This window comes from Pseudomonas sp. lyk4-R2A-10 (genome assembly GCF_030209075.1).
In the GTDB taxonomy this organism is placed as follows: Bacteria; Pseudomonadota; Gammaproteobacteria; order Pseudomonadales; family Pseudomonadaceae; genus Aquipseudomonas; species Aquipseudomonas glycinae.
Map to the genome: position 1 here is coordinate 138,706 of NZ_JARVSR010000004.1, position 16,934 is coordinate 155,639.

Below are 16,934 nucleotides of genomic sequence, written 5' to 3' on the forward strand. Positions count from 1 at the left end.
GTTTGTGTGGGATCAGATGACGCACTCGCTGCGCCACGCACTCGGGCTTTTCCCCGTCCAGCGCTTGAACGCCCGGCGAAAACTGCGCACATCGCTATAGCCGACCTCCTCGGTAATCCGTTCGATCGGCATCTCAGGATTGGCCAACAGACTCATGGTGCGCGCCTGACGCACTTGCTCCAGCAATGCTTCAAACGTCAGTGAGTGTTCAGTCAGCCGCCGGCGCAAGGTTCGGCTGCTCATGTTCAAGTCGCCGGCAATCTTTTCAATATGGCTGCCCCGGCTCAAGTCACGGGCAATCGCCCGCTCCACCGCCTGGATCAGATCGAGTTTCTGGTGAACCTGCGCCGCCTCCAGCTCCAGCAACTTGACCGCCTGACGCAGCGCCAGCGAATGGTGGTTGGGCAGGTTCACATCCAGCCATTGCACGTCGATCAGCATGCGGTTGTGCAGGCACCCGAAGCGCACCTCCGGCCCCAGCAGCCGCCGGTATTCATCGACGTAATCCGGCGCGGCGTGCATGAACTCCACGGCTATCGGCTTGAACGTCTCGCCCACCAGCGCCCGGCCATAGACCAGCAGGCTGGCGAAAAACTCTTCAACGGCAAACACCTGCACCTCGGCAAACGGCAGCCGGCACTCAACGTCGACGTAGACCTGATCGCCTACCACATCGACGCTGGAAACCACGATCCCGCCGGAAGTGTGCTGATGCCGAACCCCGATTTCGAACGCGTCGCGCAAGGTCTTGCACAGCGACAGCACATGCCCGAGCAGACCCAGCGTACCGAGCACGTTCTGCGCGCCGACCCACAGCCCCAGCCCCTGATTGGGCAAAGCCTTGAGCGCACGCTGGATCATGGCCACGGCCTGGCGATAGGAAATCCGCTGCGCCGGATCCTGCAGGTCGTCGAAATCAAAACCCAGGCCACGGCACAGACTCTGCGGCTCGACGCCCTTGTTGGCGGCGACTTCGGCCAGGGTTTGCAGGAGAAATGGCGACACCAGCGCCAGTTCGAAGGTGGGGTCTTGGACTTTTACGTTCATGGAGGCTGACATCCCGGATCACGCTGAATTGTTATTTTTGTAACCGGTTATGTCGAAGGAAGTTAGCACAGGGTTGGCGGACTGTCCGCAGAAGCCCCCTTCCGTGTCCGCCAATACCCTGCCCTGTTGTGCGCCAAGGGCTTATTTCTATCGTGGCCGGGCACCCCGAATGCCGGCGTTGCGCCCAAAACACAATAATAATGAGGACGGACATGACCCCGAACCGCGCGACATTCCCTGTGCGACTGGCGCTGAGTCTGCTCGGCTGCGCCGCGACCCTGCCGGTGCTGGCCACTGAAGCCGGCGTCGACAACATCGGCCCCGGCACCGACGGCTTCTTCATGCTGCCGCTGGAGGTCGACAGCCTTCCGGAGAACATGGTCGCCTTCAACCTCTACTACAACCATTACAAGTCACGAAAGCTCAACATCAGTTCGCTCGGCGGCAAGGTGCCGAATGTCGAGATCGAATCCACCGCCGTCATCCCGCGCATCGATTACCTGAGCCCGGTGCGGATTTTCGGCGGGCGTCTGGCCGGTTACATCGCCCAGCCGTGGCTAAAGCAGGAAGTCTCGGTGTTCGGCCTGAGCGACACCCGTGAAGGCATGGGCGATACCACCATCGCGCCGATCATCCTGTGGGACATGGGCAAGGACCTGACCCTCGGCGCCGCCGTGGAAATCACCGTGCCCACCGGCGAATACAGCGTCGATCGACTGGCCAACACCAGCAACAATTTCTACACCTACAAACCGCTGTTCTCCTTCACCTGGCTGCCGACCGAGCGCACCGAGGTGTCGATGAAAACCACCTACAGCTTCAACGAGAAGAACAAGGACACCGACTACAAGTCCGGGCAGATCTTCCACTTCGATTACTCGGCCAGCTACAAGATCACCGACGACCTGATGCTCGGCATCAACGGTTACTACCTCAAGCAGACCACCGACGACAAACAGTTCGGCCACACCGTGCAATTCGCCGGCGAAGACGTGAACGACGGCGTACGCGGCAAGGTGTTCGCTATCGGCCCGGCGCTGCACTTCACCTTCCTCAAGTACGCCAGCGCCGAGATCCGCTGGGCCAAGGAATTCGACGTGGAGAACCGGCCAGAAGGGGAAATGCTGTGGGCGAAGGTGAGTATTCCGTATGCGTTCTGAGTGCATTTGTAGGAAGGCGCGCGCGGATTTGTAGGCTGGAAACCTGAAAAACAGAGGGTGGGAATAGGCCTACAGCGGCGGTCGAGATTGCCGGACAACGGTGGGAAACGTCCGGCAGATTTCAAAGGGGGGACTTGCAGATACTGGGCGCCGCTACCCCATGGTTCCTACAGGGCTCATGGGGTGCATCGTCTGCCAGTGACGACAATGGGCCCTTTCCCCCTTAGACTGCTGAAATTGATCACGGAGATCACTATGAGCATATTGCATTCCCCGTTTTACTCTGACTTCGAATCCGAAGAAGAGGCAGAGAGCTACGATCGCTGGTTTCGTGCCAAGGTGCAGGCTGTACTGGATGATCCTCGCCCGGGCATTCCCCATGAAGAAGCCATGGTGCGGCTCGACCAACTATTAGAAGAGAGACGCAAGAATCGACGCGCTGCCGCTTGAATGGAGCGATCAAGCTCTGGACGATCTGGCTGACATTATCGATTACGTTGAACAATACAACTCCAACGCTTCAGCGGCTCTGCAGCACAAGGTTGGTGCAGCAACGCAAAGGCTTTCATCAATCCCTTATGGTTACCGATCCGGTCGAGCGCCAGGCACTCGGGAAATGGTGGTCAATCCGAACTATCTGCTGGTCTATCGAGTGAACGGGCGCATCAAAATACTGACGTTAGTCCACACCCGACGACAATACCCACGAACCTCATCTACATAAAAAAAGGGCGGCCAAACGGCCGCCCGAAGCGTACTACACGAGAGTCCTTTTACAACGTCAGCTGTCCCCGCTCCTCTTCGGTCAGCTGCTGTTTCGCCTGTTCATCCAGCGCCCCGGCGCCCAGCACCTGCACGGGGCTGTCGGGGTTGTAACCCGGTGTCGGTGCGCGGCTGGCGCCGTCGCGGGTCGGGGCCAGTTGTTCGTTGCCGAAGCTGAGCACCTGCACGGTGAACACCGAGGCCTGGTTCTGGCGCGAGGCGGCTTGTTGTTGACGGGCGACGTCTTCCGCCGCCTGGGTGGCCGACGACGCAGCAGAGCTGGCCGAAGTGATCGCGCCGGTGTTGACCGCCGAGACCACCGGCACGCCGGTCGCCTTGCCCTGCACCGAGATGTTGGCGGCGTTGACCACCGTCAGCGCGGCGATGTTGACGTTGCCCGAGACGCGAATCCCCGCCTCGCCCGCATCGATGGTGCCCAGCGGCGCGATCAGGTCGATGTCCCCCGGTGCCACCTCGGCAATCGGGTTGAGCGTGGCGATACCGGCGCCGGTGCTCGGCACCGATGGCGACAGGGTCACGTTGCCCCAGGTGTCGTACACGCGTTTCGGCGGGGTGTAGACCACGGTGGTTTTCGAACCGCGACCGGCGTTGATGTCGCCCTCGGCGGACCAGCCCAGGATCGAGCCGCCGAACGTGGTCATGATACGGCTCTGCCCGAGCAGAATGCTGCCCTGGGAGTAGAGCTGAATGTCGCCCGAACCCTGGGTGATGATCCCCGCCGTCGATGGCGGCGCGGCGCCTTCAATGCCGAACACCTGACCGCCACCCGGCGTGAGCATCTGGATATCGCCACCGAACAGCGTCTTGACCCCGGCACCGCCGTAGAGGGTGATGTCGCCGTCATAACGGATCAGGTTGCCGACCACATCGACGGTCGGGAACAGCGAAGCAATGGCGTTGCGACCGCGCAGGTAACTGCCTTTGCGCGGGCCGTCGACGTCGTTGTACTCAAGACCACCGGCACGCAATTCGGCGAAGTACACCTGACGGGCGAAGATCGCCTGCTCGGCGCCTGGCAGCGCAGCGAAGAAGGCTTGCGCCTGTTCTGCGTTGCCGCTGAAACCGTAGCCGAGGGTCAGCCAGCTCTGCAATTCGTCGAGGTAAGTCTTGACCACTTTGCCCGGTTGCCCGTTGAGGGAAACGCTCGGGTCGGCAAGGTTCTGCGGGTTCAGGTAACGGGCGATGAACCGCGAATAGTCCGCTCCCTGTGCGTCCGTACCGGCCTGCATCACCAGGCTGGCGCCGGGACGGTTGTCCCCCGCCAGAATCGGTCCGATGCTGGTAATGCTGGCACGGTCCTCCATCAGGATGTTGCGCCCTGCCTTGATGTCCAGCACACCCGGGCCGGCGATGTCGAAGCTGCTGTAGAGGATGTCGCGCCCTGCCGAGACCCGGGAAATATCCCGTGAATTGTTGTGCACGAACAGATTGCCGGTCGAGGCGACACCCTCTGTATTCGGTAACCCCATCTCGCCGTTGGGCGCCGTGGTCGGTTGCCCGAGAAAGGTACCGGAAGCCACGATGTCTCGCCCTGCCAGCATCCAGACAGGGCTGGCCGCCTCGTACCAGGTACGTTTGGAGAGGCTGAACGTCAGTGTTTCCCCACTGCGCACCCCCACCAGATCACCGGTCAAAGCATAGAACCGTGCGGGCGCCTGCACCTCACTCAAACCCGAGTAACTGTTGGCACCAAAAGCAAACAGCGGATATCGCAAGTTTTTATCGGGTGAAACCCCATCACTGCCACGGTTGGTCATGATCGGCGTTTTCGATGTGTTGTTACCGTAGCCATTGAAGGCCGGTGTGAATGGCGTAGCGATGGCCGACGGACTGGCGCCCGACTGATTGATTGCGTAGCCACCGGCATAGATCGAATCCTGCGCCAGGAGCTCCAGTTGCCCGGCCTTCGAGGGCGCCAGCAACAAGGAGTACGCTGTGGCCGGCAAAAATCCGCTGCCTTGCATGTAGGTCGCCGACGGCCCGGCATAAATCGAGCCCTGGGCCGCCACCGCACGCAGGATCGACGGATATACGAAGCGCCCATCGGTGGGAGATGTGTTTCGCCCGATCATGGGGCCCTGCCCGTCAACCTCGCCCAGCTGTGTACTTGGCGTCAGGTTGCCTCCAGCCGAAAACAGATCGATAGCCGTGTGATCGGTCCATAGCGAGAAACCACTCAATCCGCCCCCGTCATGCACGACACCGTCAGCGGTGGTGAACGGCGTCGAGTTCTGCAACCGAACCCGGCCCGGGTCCGCCGCACCACCCAGCACCAGGTCGCCGCGGGTATTGAGGCTCATGCCCGAGTCGCCAGGGATCAAGACCAGGCCGCCGGAGGCACTGCCAGCGGTGGATGTGAACGGGTCAAACGGTCGGACTTCCCGTGGGTCCTGCACATAGGAGGCTGCGCCGTACTGCAGATTGATTCCACCCAGCGCCCCGCCAGTCAGTCGGGCCGCGCCGCGCAGGTTGATCAGAGCGCCTTGCAAGTCGTGTCGGGGGACTCCCACGCCACTGTTGCCGGCCCGTGCCTGCAACGACGGATTGAGCGAACCGCCGATGCGGATGTCCATATCACCGCCACCGGTCAATTGCAGCCGTCCATCGTCGCCGACGCGCCCGGTACTCCCGACCGCCACGATCAAGCCTTGGCCACGGGGGTAAAGATTGGTGTTGGCGTTTTCGCCCAACGCCTTGACCATGCCCCCATCGGCACCTGCGCGCAGGCTGATGTTGCCGCCACCCAACGTGCCGAAACCGGTGAAGCCAACCAGGAACGGCCCGGTATCGACGCCTTGATCCGGCAACGGCTGAGTCGCATAACTGCCGAAGTTGATCCACCACGCCGTCGGCACATCGCTGTTGCCGGTCCCCTGACGCCAGAGCCAGTTGCCCACCGCCACACTGGGCACTTGCTCAGGTGTTTCCAGGGTTGCCGAAGGGCCACGCCGACCCAGCACATCCCCCGAAATCGAACCACCGGCGTTGATGGTCAGGTTGCCGCCCATTTGCGGGTACCAGGCCTGATACAGACTGTCGTTGCCTGTGACCCACCGCTCGTAATCGCTGCCGGCACTGCCCAGCACCGAACCGTTGTCCGACAGACGTCCGCGCGGCTGGTTGAAGCGCGGATCGATCTCCTCGGATTGGGTGCCGGCGGTATAGACGCCGAACGGTGAGTCCATGCTCAGATCACCGGCGGCGAGCACGTCCAGATCCCCGGTACCGGTACGCAGTACGCTGAACATCTGTGTGCGGGTCCTGACGGTGATGCCCGGTTTGTTTTCCACGCACAGCTCAGGGAAAGACCCACACCAGGCAAGCACGTCTTCATCGCTTATCGGTGACCCCGGGGGCATGCCCATCCAGTTGTCCGGTGCCCACGTCCATCGCGGTGCAGAAACGCAGGAGTTCGGTGCCCAGTCGCACCATTCCTTGAGCTCGTCAGGCACGGGTTCGCCCGGGGTGAAGCCACCCAGATTGCCTTCACCCCAAACCAGGGTTGGTGCCTTTTCAGTGACTTTGAGCCCGTAATGAGTGTCGGCCAGACGCAGATTGCCGTCGCTGGAAACCGGTTTGATCGCACGCGTATCAGCGGCACCCAAATCGGCCCCCGCCACCACCCGCATCGACCAGGACGCGCTGCCGGCCGGTAACAGGCTGGCAACGGCCCAGTTGCGCCCCTGCTGGTTGCCGTTCAATGGCCGCAACTCGATAAAGGCCGTCCCATCGGCCAGAACCACGTCGGTCATCGACGGAATCAAAGAACCGCGCAGCAATGCCAGCGATCCACTCAAGCGCACGCCTTTGATCGCGTTGGTACCGGCTTCGACGCTCCCCGGCAACGGCACGCCTTTAGGCCAGCGAATCGCTTTGACAGACGTGACGTCATTCAAGCGAATGCCCGCGCCAAGGCGGCTGCCGGCCGGCAATGTGACGTTGTCGGTCAGCAGCGTTCCAGCGGCAAAAATCAACTGGCCCGAGGCATCGTGAACCGCGCCTGCCAGTACCGTACCGGCGCCCAGCGTGTATGGCGCGGCCAAGGTCGCTTCGGTTGGCAACAACGTGCCAGCGGCCAGGGTCGTCGCTTGCAGCGGCACGTCGTAGTTCAGCGTGACGCCCGCCGGGAACAGCGTGCCCTCCGCCAGTGTGACGCCTGCACCCGGCACCACCAGATCACCGCCGAACGGCTGAATCCCCGGCAACAGTTTCCAGCCCGCATCGTCGACCGTCTCGGGTGGCGGTGCAAAACCGTCGTTGAGGCTGCCGTGGATATCGAGATTGCCGCCGGCGCGAATCACCAGGCTGCCAGACTCGCCAGAGCCATAGGCTGCGGTTTTCTGCGTATGCGGATTGAGACTGGCATAGCGGTAACCGGACAGATCCACATCGCCCTGCACCACCAGATCGCCGTCGGCGGTTTTGCTGACGATCTCGACACCCGGTCGCAGATGGAAGGCATCGGCATAGGACGCATTGTTCAGGCCGGCCAGTTTGTTCTGCAGCAGGTTGCTGTTGAGCAACGCGGCATCGATGAACGCCGTGTTGTCGCCATGGATGCGGTCAAGGTAGGCCTGATCGATCACCTGATACGGACGTCCGCTGGCCGCCGGGTCTGCACCTTCGCTGGCATCGCTGTAACGGCGCGTGGCATTGAGCCCGATCGAACGGGCTCCCTGAATGTTCAGTGCGCCGCTGGCATCGATGGCGATGTCGCCGCCGGCCAGACGTGGTGCGTTCAACTCCAGCGTACCGCGCGGCAATCCATCGGACTGCCCGGGCAATGGCCCCAGTGCAGCGTCGGTGCCGTGGCGCAGATCGATCCGTGCGCCGGAGCCCAGCGTCAGCGTTCCGGCGCCGGAGTTGAGCTCGACCATCGCCCGGTTCGGTGCATCGATGATTTTTCCGTAGCTGTCGACCCGCAGCACACGGCCATGGGCGTCGAGCACGGCGCTGCCAGTCACCGTCAGGCCGTTCTTCGCCGACAGACGAATCGAACCGACCCTTGAACCACTCGCGTCGACAAGACCCGCGACGGTCAGGCTACCGTTGTCCACCGAGACATTGACCTCACCGGCCTTGAGCCCGTCGCCGATCAACAGATCGCCCTGCTTGAGTTGCAGGCTGCGGCTGCCAAAAACCTGCCCTGCGTTCAAGCGCTGGTTAAGGGCCGCGAATTGCTGGCTCGGATCGCCATTCAAGTGTTGCGCGCGGATGTCCACGCCACCGGCCTTGTACGGCACCCATGTGCCACCCGCGTCATAACTGCCGCTGCTGGCGCCGAGGATCTGGCCCTGCAGATCGACCATCCCGGCATCGCTGGCCAAGGCGATGGCGCTGAGATTGCCGGCCTGATTGTTCTGCGCCGACAGGTCGATGCTTGAGCCCGCGAGCTGACGGATATTGCCGTGGCTGCTGTACAGCGCCACATCACCGCCCCAGCTGTACTTGTTCACATCGTTGAACGCCAGGGTACGCCCGGCCATATCCAGGTAAGCGCCACTGTTCAGGGTCAGGTCTTCTACCGATTTGATCACCAGTTTGCCGCTGGCCAGAGCAATGCGACTGTCGAGCGTGACATTACGCGCATCGAGCGTCAGTTCCGCGCTCAGGACATTGGCCGCCGCTGGGGTACCGGCGCCCGTGAGAGTCAGGTTGTTACCGGCCTTGAGCAGGTTCACCGAGGCCGCCTCCCCCGTCAGCAACGGGGTGCGCAGGTTGAGGTTGCCGCCGCTGTAGGCATAGCCCCCGACCGGGTCGAAAGCGCCTTGCGCCTGATACACCGCAAGGCTGCCTTTGTGGTTGGCGGTGATGTGGTCGCTGGCGGTCAGATTGACGTTGGCAAAGCCCAGCACCAGGCGATCGTTCTGCTCCAGTCCACTGGCCTGCGGGTTGGGGCCGTAGCCGAATTCGATACGCTGGGCCTGAATGTCGAGTGTGCCCTGACCGGTGCCGGCGCCGCCAGAGATGACAGCAGCGGGCGCTTGCGTGGCGCCGTTCCAGACCAGATTCGCAGTGCGGATGCTCGCAACGTCTGCGGCTTGGCCCAAGCCATAAATGGCCGGTGTGCTCAGTATCAGATTCTGCAGTTTGCTGACGCCGGTCTGCCGATCCAGCGTGTCGAGGCTGACACTGCCATAGAAATTGAAGGCATCGCGACTGGTCAGGCTCAAGGTCTCCAGGGCCGGAGCGCCAAACTGCGTATCACCGCGCAACAGCCGGTCGAGCACGTTCTGGTTCAGGGTCAGGCCGGTCGGCACACGACTGCCGGCGGCACTCAAGGCCTCGGCACTGCCGGCATTGATCGTCCCCACCGCCAGCGTCAGATGGCGAGTACCGAAGCGTACCGTTTCGTCGAGCTCGAACTGTTTGTCTGTGGCGGCCGTGATGCTGCCATTGGAGTAAAGCAGCGTCGGGTTGGTGCAGGCGTTCGTCGGGCAGTTGCCGATGCGAATATCCCCCGCGCCGGAAGTAGGGGTCGACAACGACGGCGCGAGCACGTTGGTCCAACCGTTCGAGACCACCAGCAGACCTGCCGTGCCCGGAGCATAGATAAAGCCTGCGGATGAATCGTACGGTGCGTCGCCGCGCCCCAGAGTGTTGATCCCCGAACCGGCTTCGAGCGTGATGCTGCCACGGGTACTGGTGGTACGCAGCAGCACTTCAGGCGCAGACAGCATGGCGCCCTCACGCAGGGTGATATTCGATGTATCACCGATGAACGAAACGATATTGCCCGCCGTGTTGTAATCGATCGCCGGTTGCGCGCCGATGGTCAGACGGCCTGCACCCAATCTGTTGAGGCTGTCGGCATACAGCGACACGCCGCTGAAACCCTCGGTACGCCGATGCCCGTCGCCGAGCAGTTCCACCTCCCGCGCGCCCCTCACCACTGCCGTCCCGACCACGCCGCCAGTGGCCGGTTTGAACAACACCTGTCCGGCGAAATCCAGCGCAATGCCCTGCTCGGCGCCCGACATCAAGTACAGATTCAGCGACTTGCCATCCATCGGCGCCAACGCCCGTGGCACGCCACGCCGTGCAGCGTCACTGCGGATGAATTGAGTAAAACCGGTTTCGTTGTACTGCGAATAACGGCGCACGACATCGGCCGAGGTCAGGATGACCTGGCTGGCCAGGTTGTCACGCAGCCCGGTGTTGGCGATCGACATCAACCCCGAGCTGGTCCATGAACCATTGCGCAAAGGCAACGCGCCAGACGTGACACCCGCTGCGGCCTGGCCGTTGACCTCGACCCGGAACGCCCCCGGTAACAAGGCGAACGTCGAGGGCAGCAGCGTATAGGTGCCTGCCGCCAGCCCCGGCACGCCGGAGCCGAGGGTGATTTGCTGGCCGATGCGCGGATCAACCGCTCCTGCTTCGGCGAGCATCGGCGCGTAGGTGCTCTGATTGCCGGGCACAATGGCGTACACCGGATTGCTGGCCAGGCCTGGCAAGCTGAACGTACCGTCGGTGGCATTGCGCACCAGCGGATTGAAGCGTGCATCGGTAGAGCCGCCCCGCCCGGACACAAACCCGGTCCCTCGCAGGTCGCCGCCGCCAGACAAATCGATCAATGCTCCCTGCTGCACATCGACGTACCGCGAGGTCAGCGTTACACCGGCGGTTTCTGCGGTAATCCCCTTGAGCACAACCGATTTGCCTGCGTATCGATAGTCGATGCCGTCGGTGGTGCCGCCATAGGGCATGACCAGTCCGTCCGCGCTGACCGACGTCACACTGCCCGGCAACAAATGCAGGTCATGGGTGTTGACCACGGTCTCGTCGCCCAGGCGGATCATGCCCAGCGGCGCACGAATAACGCCGCCCTGCTCAATGTGCCCGGCAGCCAGCGTCAAGTCCCCAAACACCGAGTAAGGCACGACGGCCGGGGCGCTCCCGGCGCGGGTGATGCGCAAGGTGCGCGCCGGGTCGGCGCCAGGGTGCACGCTCTGATAACCGACCCGCACCTCGGCAGTGACATCACTGGCCGGATAGATTTGCGCGGCCTGCAGGTTCAGGTCCCCAGGCGTCCACAACTCCGTTTTAGTGGTGTACCCGGTCGGAGCCAGAAAGCGCAGATCCCCCCGGCTGTGCAAGGTCACCTGATCAAAGCCGCGCCGACTGACCTCGATTGCCGCACCGTTGAGTAACGCAATCTTCCCCGCCGTGCCGAACGACAGGCTGTTGCCCAGATCCAGCAGGTCCGCCGTGGCGTTGAACGTGGCGGGTGCCACATGGGTCGTCGGAGTGTTCATGACTCGCGGGCGCAGATAACCCGGCGCGTCGAAGTATTTGCCGGTCCCCGACAACCGCAGATACGGCGCTGACAGATTGATCCGCGCAGTCTCTCTGGCGCCGTCGGCCAACGCCAACGCGCCGGCATACAGGCTCAGGCTCTCGCGGCTGTGCAGATCGACATCGCCGTCGAACGACAGCAAACCATTGCTCAGCAGGCTCAGGTTGTCGAAACCGCCGGCCATCAACTGATTGGCGCCCAGGCGGGCACGACCGTATTGCAAGGCTGAAGCAGCGGCACCGGGTTGCAGATCCTGCGGCAGCAGGGACTTGCCTGCGTCCTGTCCAAGGATGATTTCCCTGGCGGCACGCACTTTATTGGCGGCGAGGTTGAGGTCGTAGAGCGGCGTTTCCAGTGCAATGTCCAGACGCCCGCCGGCTGCGCCCGCACCACCGGCGACTGCACGCAGGCTGCCATCGATGAACAGTCCGTTATAGGAGCTGAGGCTGATTCGTCCACCATCGGTGGCTATCGGCGTTGGGCCCTGCCCGGCGATATCCAGCGTGGCTTGAGCACCGGACGCGTCCAGTCGTGCGCCCTCACGCACGATCACATAGGCGTCGGCCGACGTTGCCGTGGTTTTTTTCGCATCGATTTCACCGCCGACGATGATCGTGCCGCCCTTGCCCACCAGCCCGTAAGTACGACCCAGCGCATCCACCGCCGTGGCCGCGCGGCCAGCCACATCCAGCACCGCGTGTTCGCCGATCCAGATCGAGCGGTTGTGCGCTGCGTTGTCAGCCAGTTGTGAGTTGTCGGCGACGTCGTTCAAACCGAACTGTTGCTGGCGAATGTCGAGGGTGCCACCCCAGGCATTCAGTTCGCCATTGAGGGTGATCTGTCCCGCGCCGCGCAAGTTGATGCTCTGCCCGGGGTCGACGCTGATGCGCGAGCCCTGGCCGAGGCTCAGGGTCGTGTGCGCAGGATCGAGCAACCTGACTTCGCGGGTACCGGCCTGCAGCGTCAGGCTGGCACCGGCACGCCGCGTCAGTTGGGCCTTGGTCGGATTTTCCTGATAGAGCGGCGGCGTCCACAGCTCCAGTGCCTGCTGCGGCGCGGCACCGCTGACCTGATTGGCAGCCGCCTCGCTGAAGCGATAGACCGGCATCGACACATCAATGACGGTGTTATCCGTCACTTCCATCCGGTTCAGGCCAATCAGGTTGTAGGTCGAGAAGCCTTTTTCAAACAGCGTCGGCGTCAGCTGCAACACAGAGTCGGCCTGACGCTTATCGGTCTGGCCGATCAGCACATCGCCGGTCTGCAGAAACAAACGGCCGCCGCCAGACACACCGTAACCCCGCAGCTGGCCGTCCAGAGTCAGATGACTGTCACCCGACGCGGTCAAGGCGCCGGCCTCCAGCGTCACGTCACCGCCCTTGCCACCGCGCGTCTTGCCGTTGGCCAGAATCGCGCCGCCGGAAGACACGTCCAGCAGACTGCCGGCACCGATTTCGATATCGCCGCTGCTGCGGATCGACACCATGCCACCGTCCAGATACGCCAGGCTGGCGGCATCATCCGGGTTGGTGCGCAGGTTGCTCCATAGACCGCGAGTGTCCAGCTGCGCCCCTTCGGCCACACTCACGCGGGTGGCCTTGCCGGTCGGCGCGACGAGTCGGGTGTCGGTGAGGCGATCAGTGTTGAGCTGATTGAGCACGTTGCCCAGGTGCAGGCTGCCGCCGCGCGCGGTCAGGTTCGCGTTGACCTGCACGTCCGGCCCGTACAGGGTGATGTCGCCGCCATTGTCGACGGTGACGGCACCTTGGACGTTGATCCGTTCCTTGGCCGCCACTTTCAGCGCGCCCAGTTGCCAGTCACTGAGTTGCCCGGCATCGAGGAACAGCTTGCCGTTGCGCGCATCGGATACGGCGCCGGTCAGATCCCGATCATTGCCGGCGACCGGGCGCTCACCGCCGATCTGCACCTGTTCGAGCAAAGGGTTAAGCCCATAGAGCAAACCACCGGAAGCCGCCACGTACGCCGGGTCATAACTGCCGACAATCAACTGCCCGCGCCGCGCCAGCGCCGTCTGACTCTGCGCATAGCCATCGAGCACCGCACGCGGGGCCTGGGTCTGGCGCTCGCCTTGATAAACCTCGCCGAGCATCTGACCTTCAAGCACGGCGTTGCGGGTACCGATCACCAGTTGCCCGGCGTCACGACCCACGGTGTAACCCGACTCCTGACGCCTGGACGGTGCAATCAACGGGTTGTAGTAATAACTCGTCTGGCCCCAGCGCTCACTGCTGTCTTCATAGCCCTTGTACAGCCCGGTGTAGAGCAGATCCCCCGGCGCCTTTGAGACCTCATAAAGGCGCCCGTCGGCCCCGCGCAGCCAGCTCTGGCGAATCTCGCCGCTTTGTACGTCCAGCGTGCCGCCGGACAGGTTGATCAGCGAGCCCTTCTCGGTCACCACGTCATTGCCGGCGAAACTCACCGTGCCGCCCTGAGCCATCCACTCGCCGATGCTGTGGCCCTGGGTGCCGAGGTAACCGCCGACCTCCAGCAGACCACCAGCGGTGTACCAGCGATCCGTGGCGTAGCCGTTGGTGCCGGCCGGGACGTAGACCAGTTCGCGCACATCGACCCAGATGTCATTGCTGTTGAGCGCACCTTTATCGCGATTGACCGAAGCATCGCGCTGCTCGTTGCCCTGGACGTTGATCTTGATGCTGTTGGATTCCATCGCGACTTTCACGCCGATGGCACCGGAGACATCGATCAATGCGCCGTCACGCACCAGACTGCGACGCTGCGCCGCCACTGCAACCTGGCCGCCCGTGGCGAGGGTGATCGAACCGTTCTGGAACTCGACGCTGCCGCCGCTCTGGATATCAATGCGCGACTGATCGCTGCGAATCCGGTTGTTCGGTGTAACGCCCGTCAGCGCCGCCTGATGCTGACTGTCGAGGGCGGTCAGATCGCTGCTGTCGAGCAGGATCGCCGTCGCGCTGCCCTGCCCCAGCGTCACGCTGCCTTGGGTGTCGGTCGCCGGGTTGAGCAAGTGGATCGTGCCGCGAGTGGCTACCGAGGTGCTGGCCAGCAACACGCCGTTTTGCACGATCTCATGGCCGGTCAGGGTGATATCGCCAGTGGCGGCCTGAATCAGACCGTTGTTGCTGACCTTGCCGGCAGTGCTGCCGGCCTTGAAACCCGGCGTGACTTCGTTGCCGAACGTCGTGGAGAAGGCATTGCCTTCAGTGCCCGAGCCTTTGCGAATGTAAAAGCGATCCCCCGCGCCGAGCACGGTCTGGCCCTTGGCGGTGTTGATGCTGCCGTCGTTCTGCACTTCGCTGCCGAGCAGCAAGGCATAGCCGCCAGCATCGGTCGATTTGGCCGGCCGCGCCGTTTCGATGGACGCACCGCGCTCCACCAGTACTTTGCCGGCCGCCTCGGTGAACGTCGGCTGGCTGCCGCTGCTGTCGAAATACAGGCCGCGATCGCGGAACTGAATATCGGTCATGTTGGCCGCCGCCGCCACCAGGTTACGCACGTTGACCTGGCTCGTGCCGCTGAACACGATGCCGTTACGGTTGATCAACATCACCGTACCGTTACCCTTGATCTGGCCCTGAATCTGGCTGGCCCGCGCATTCGGATCGTTGACCCGGTTGAGCACCGCCCAGTTCGACTGTTGGGCGAAGTCGACCGTGGTGTTGCGCCCGACGTTGAAGGTCTCCCAATTGAGGATCGCCTTGTCGGCGGTCTGCTCGATCTTCACCGTGGTCTTGCCATCAACCTGAGTCTGCTGCGGGCCTTTGGCGTTTTGCCAACCTTGCGTGAGGCTGTTATCGACCTTCAGACCGCCCTCGCCCAGACCATCAGGCACAAACTGCACCGTGCCCAGCGCCGCCGCACGACCGGCCGCCTGCGCCGCTTGTTGCGCCGCAATCGCAGCCACGGTGTTGTTCAGGGTCTGAATCGAGCGTTGCAGCTGCTGATTGGCCTTTTGCTGCTGCGCCAGCGGTGGCGTCATCCCCGGCAATCCGCCCACGCTCGGGCGCGCTGCGGCGGCCTGTTGCGCCGCGCCCTTGGCGGCAAACCATCCCGAACTGAACGCAGTCGCCGCCTCGGCACTGCCTGCCACCAGACACAAGGCAATCGCCTGCGCCAGGGGCTTGAGCAACCACAGCGCCGGATCGACGGCCATGCGCTGCTGAGGCTGAACACGGGTACTGCGACGGGATGGGCGAGCGAGCATCACTACGAGATCCTTTTTGTTTGCCACATGAGGCCGCAGGTCGGCTTGCCCCTGCTGTTACGACATAGGCGGTTGGCGCGGGCCACGACCGAACGGATGTCACACAAACTTCATGAATGAGGAGTAGATCGTCCAAAAAAAATGGCAGCAGCCCGAAGGCTGCTGCCATTTCATTGCCGTGAAGCGAGGCTTACAAAGGACGGCCAACAGCGTTGCAGACGCTGGCGTTGTTGATGTCCAGGTTGTTGCCCGAGGTGTTGGTGATGAAGTTGGCAGTCACGGCCGCTTTCCAGTTGGTTGGAACCGGAGTGAAGCTGTGAGCGATGGTGGCAGCGTTGTTGCCCGGGTTGCTGTAGTGAGTGGTCAGGAAGGATTTGACGTCAGCGGCCACGGTTGCGTCCTTGTAGCACTGGCCGAAGATGAAGTTGGTGTAAGCCACGATCGGGTAACCGCTGGCTGGGTTAGGAACGACCGGTACCCACTGGGCAGGGTTCGAAGGCGCGGTTGGCAGAGTCGCCGAACCCAGTGCCAGCGAAACGTTGGCGGTGGTTGGCTGTACGCCGTTGACGCGAGCAACCACGGCGTTGCTGGCGGCGTTCACACCGTCCGGACCAACGTAACCGATGGAGCCGTCAACGGCGTTGACTTGAGTGGCCACGTCAGCAGTACCGGCAACGCCTACCCAGGTCGTAGGCAGGGTCGAACCGGCTGGCAGACGAGCGCTGGCGAAGGTGGAGTTGGTGGCGAACTTGGTCGGGCAGATCGAGTTCAGGTGACGGGTCAGGATTTCCGTGGTGCCGCTGGAAACGTTGCGATAAACAACGCGGATCGGCGTGGTGTCGGAAGTGCCCAGCAGAGCGCCCCAGGTGGTTTTGGCGCCGGAGAAGGCGTCGCACAGCTGAGCGCTGGTCAGGTTCAGAGCGGTCTGACCGGATTTTTTGTACGGAATGGCAACCGAAGTAGCCACCGAAGGCAGTTGAATCAGCGGGCCGTACGAAGCGCCGAAGTTGGTGTTGTAGGTGCTGATTTCCGAAGCGCTGAGGATCGAGTCGCTACCGGCGAAGTGAACCGAACCGGTGGTGTTGAACAGTGCCGAGTTGTTGGTCAGGAAAGCGGTCTTGCCGGTGCCGCTACCGGTACCCAGGTAGCTGAAGTTGGCTGGCAAGATGCTGTTGGCAGAACCTTTGTACAGAGCGGCAGGCAGAGTCGCGCCACCACCGGTTACGTTGGCGGCCATGGCCTGGGCGGAAGCCAGGGCAGCGACGGTCAGGGAAGCTGCGATCAGAGTGCGCTTGAACATGAAGAATCTCCTTTTCAACGTTGGGTGTGAACACAGGTTTGCAGGGGTCTTGCATGACACTGGGAAGACTCACCGCCGACCTTCGCAAGCGGGGTCCGTGGTTAAGTCGCACTGAGAAATTCGCAGTTTCCGGTGACAGAT

Annotated in this window: 6 protein-coding genes; 3 read left to right on the forward strand and 3 right to left on the reverse strand. The window is 62.7% G+C overall.

What is annotated here, in order from left to right; translation table 11 throughout:
* Positions 1 to 12: 12 nt before the first annotated feature.
* Entirely contained in the window at positions 13 to 1,047 is a 1,035-nt protein-coding gene (locus tag QRN46_RS08165) for an AraC family transcriptional regulator (protein ID WP_236197384.1), read from the reverse strand.
* Between the two features lie 212 nt (positions 1,048 to 1,259).
* Here QRN46_RS08165 and QRN46_RS08170 point away from each other — a divergent pair, with 212 nt between their 5' ends.
* From QRN46_RS08170 to QRN46_RS08180, 3 genes are all read left to right on the forward strand, one after another.
* Entirely contained in the window at positions 1,260 to 2,207 is a 948-nt protein-coding gene (locus tag QRN46_RS08170) for a SphA family protein (RefSeq protein ID WP_201819261.1), read from the forward strand.
* A gap of 255 nt (positions 2,208 to 2,462) precedes the next feature.
* Complete coding sequence (relB, locus tag QRN46_RS08175; protein ID WP_011334551.1) at positions 2,463 to 2,657, forward strand: type II toxin-antitoxin system RelB family antitoxin; 195 nt, start codon at positions 2,463 to 2,465, stop codon at positions 2,655 to 2,657.
* A gap of 37 nt (positions 2,658 to 2,694) precedes the next feature.
* Positions 2,695 to 2,931 (forward strand): type II toxin-antitoxin system RelE/ParE family toxin, encoded by a 237-nt coding sequence (locus tag QRN46_RS08180; RefSeq protein WP_234420633.1) that lies wholly within the window; start codon positions 2,695 to 2,697, stop codon positions 2,929 to 2,931.
* Positions 2,932 to 2,980: 49 nt separating this feature from the next.
* On the opposite strand, the gene QRN46_RS08185 is transcribed toward QRN46_RS08180, so the two are convergent.
* Together QRN46_RS08185 and QRN46_RS08190 are read right to left on the reverse strand one after the other, a co-directional pair.
* Positions 2,981 to 15,493: a filamentous hemagglutinin family protein gene (locus QRN46_RS08185; RefSeq protein ID WP_285354499.1), complete on the reverse strand. Its 12,513-nt coding sequence runs from the start codon at positions 15,491 to 15,493 to the stop codon at positions 2,981 to 2,983.
* A 190-nt stretch (positions 15,494 to 15,683) separates the two neighbouring features.
* Positions 15,684 to 16,793: a substrate-binding domain-containing protein gene (locus QRN46_RS08190; protein ID WP_011334554.1), complete on the reverse strand. Its 1,110-nt coding sequence runs from the start codon at positions 16,791 to 16,793 to the stop codon at positions 15,684 to 15,686.
* Positions 16,794 to 16,934: the final 141 nt, after the last annotated feature.

What these genes read in the sequence shown, in the direction of transcription:
- QRN46_RS08165 (WP_236197384.1), bottom strand. Translation starts at nt 1,047, where the DNA reads ATGAACGTAAAAGTCCAAGACCCCACCTTCGAACTGGCGCTGGTGTCG.
- QRN46_RS08170 (WP_201819261.1), top strand. Translation starts at nt 1,260, where the DNA reads ATGACCCCGAACCGCGCGACATTCCCTGTGCGACTGGCGCTGAGTCTG.
- relB (WP_011334551.1), top strand. Translation starts at nt 2,463, where the DNA reads ATGAGCATATTGCATTCCCCGTTTTACTCTGACTTCGAATCCGAAGAA.
- QRN46_RS08185 (WP_285354499.1), bottom strand. Translation starts at nt 15,493, where the DNA reads ATGCTCGCTCGCCCATCCCGTCGCAGTACCCGTGTTCAGCCTCAGCAG.
- QRN46_RS08190 (WP_011334554.1), bottom strand. Translation starts at nt 16,793, where the DNA reads ATGTTCAAGCGCACTCTGATCGCAGCTTCCCTGACCGTCGCTGCCCTG.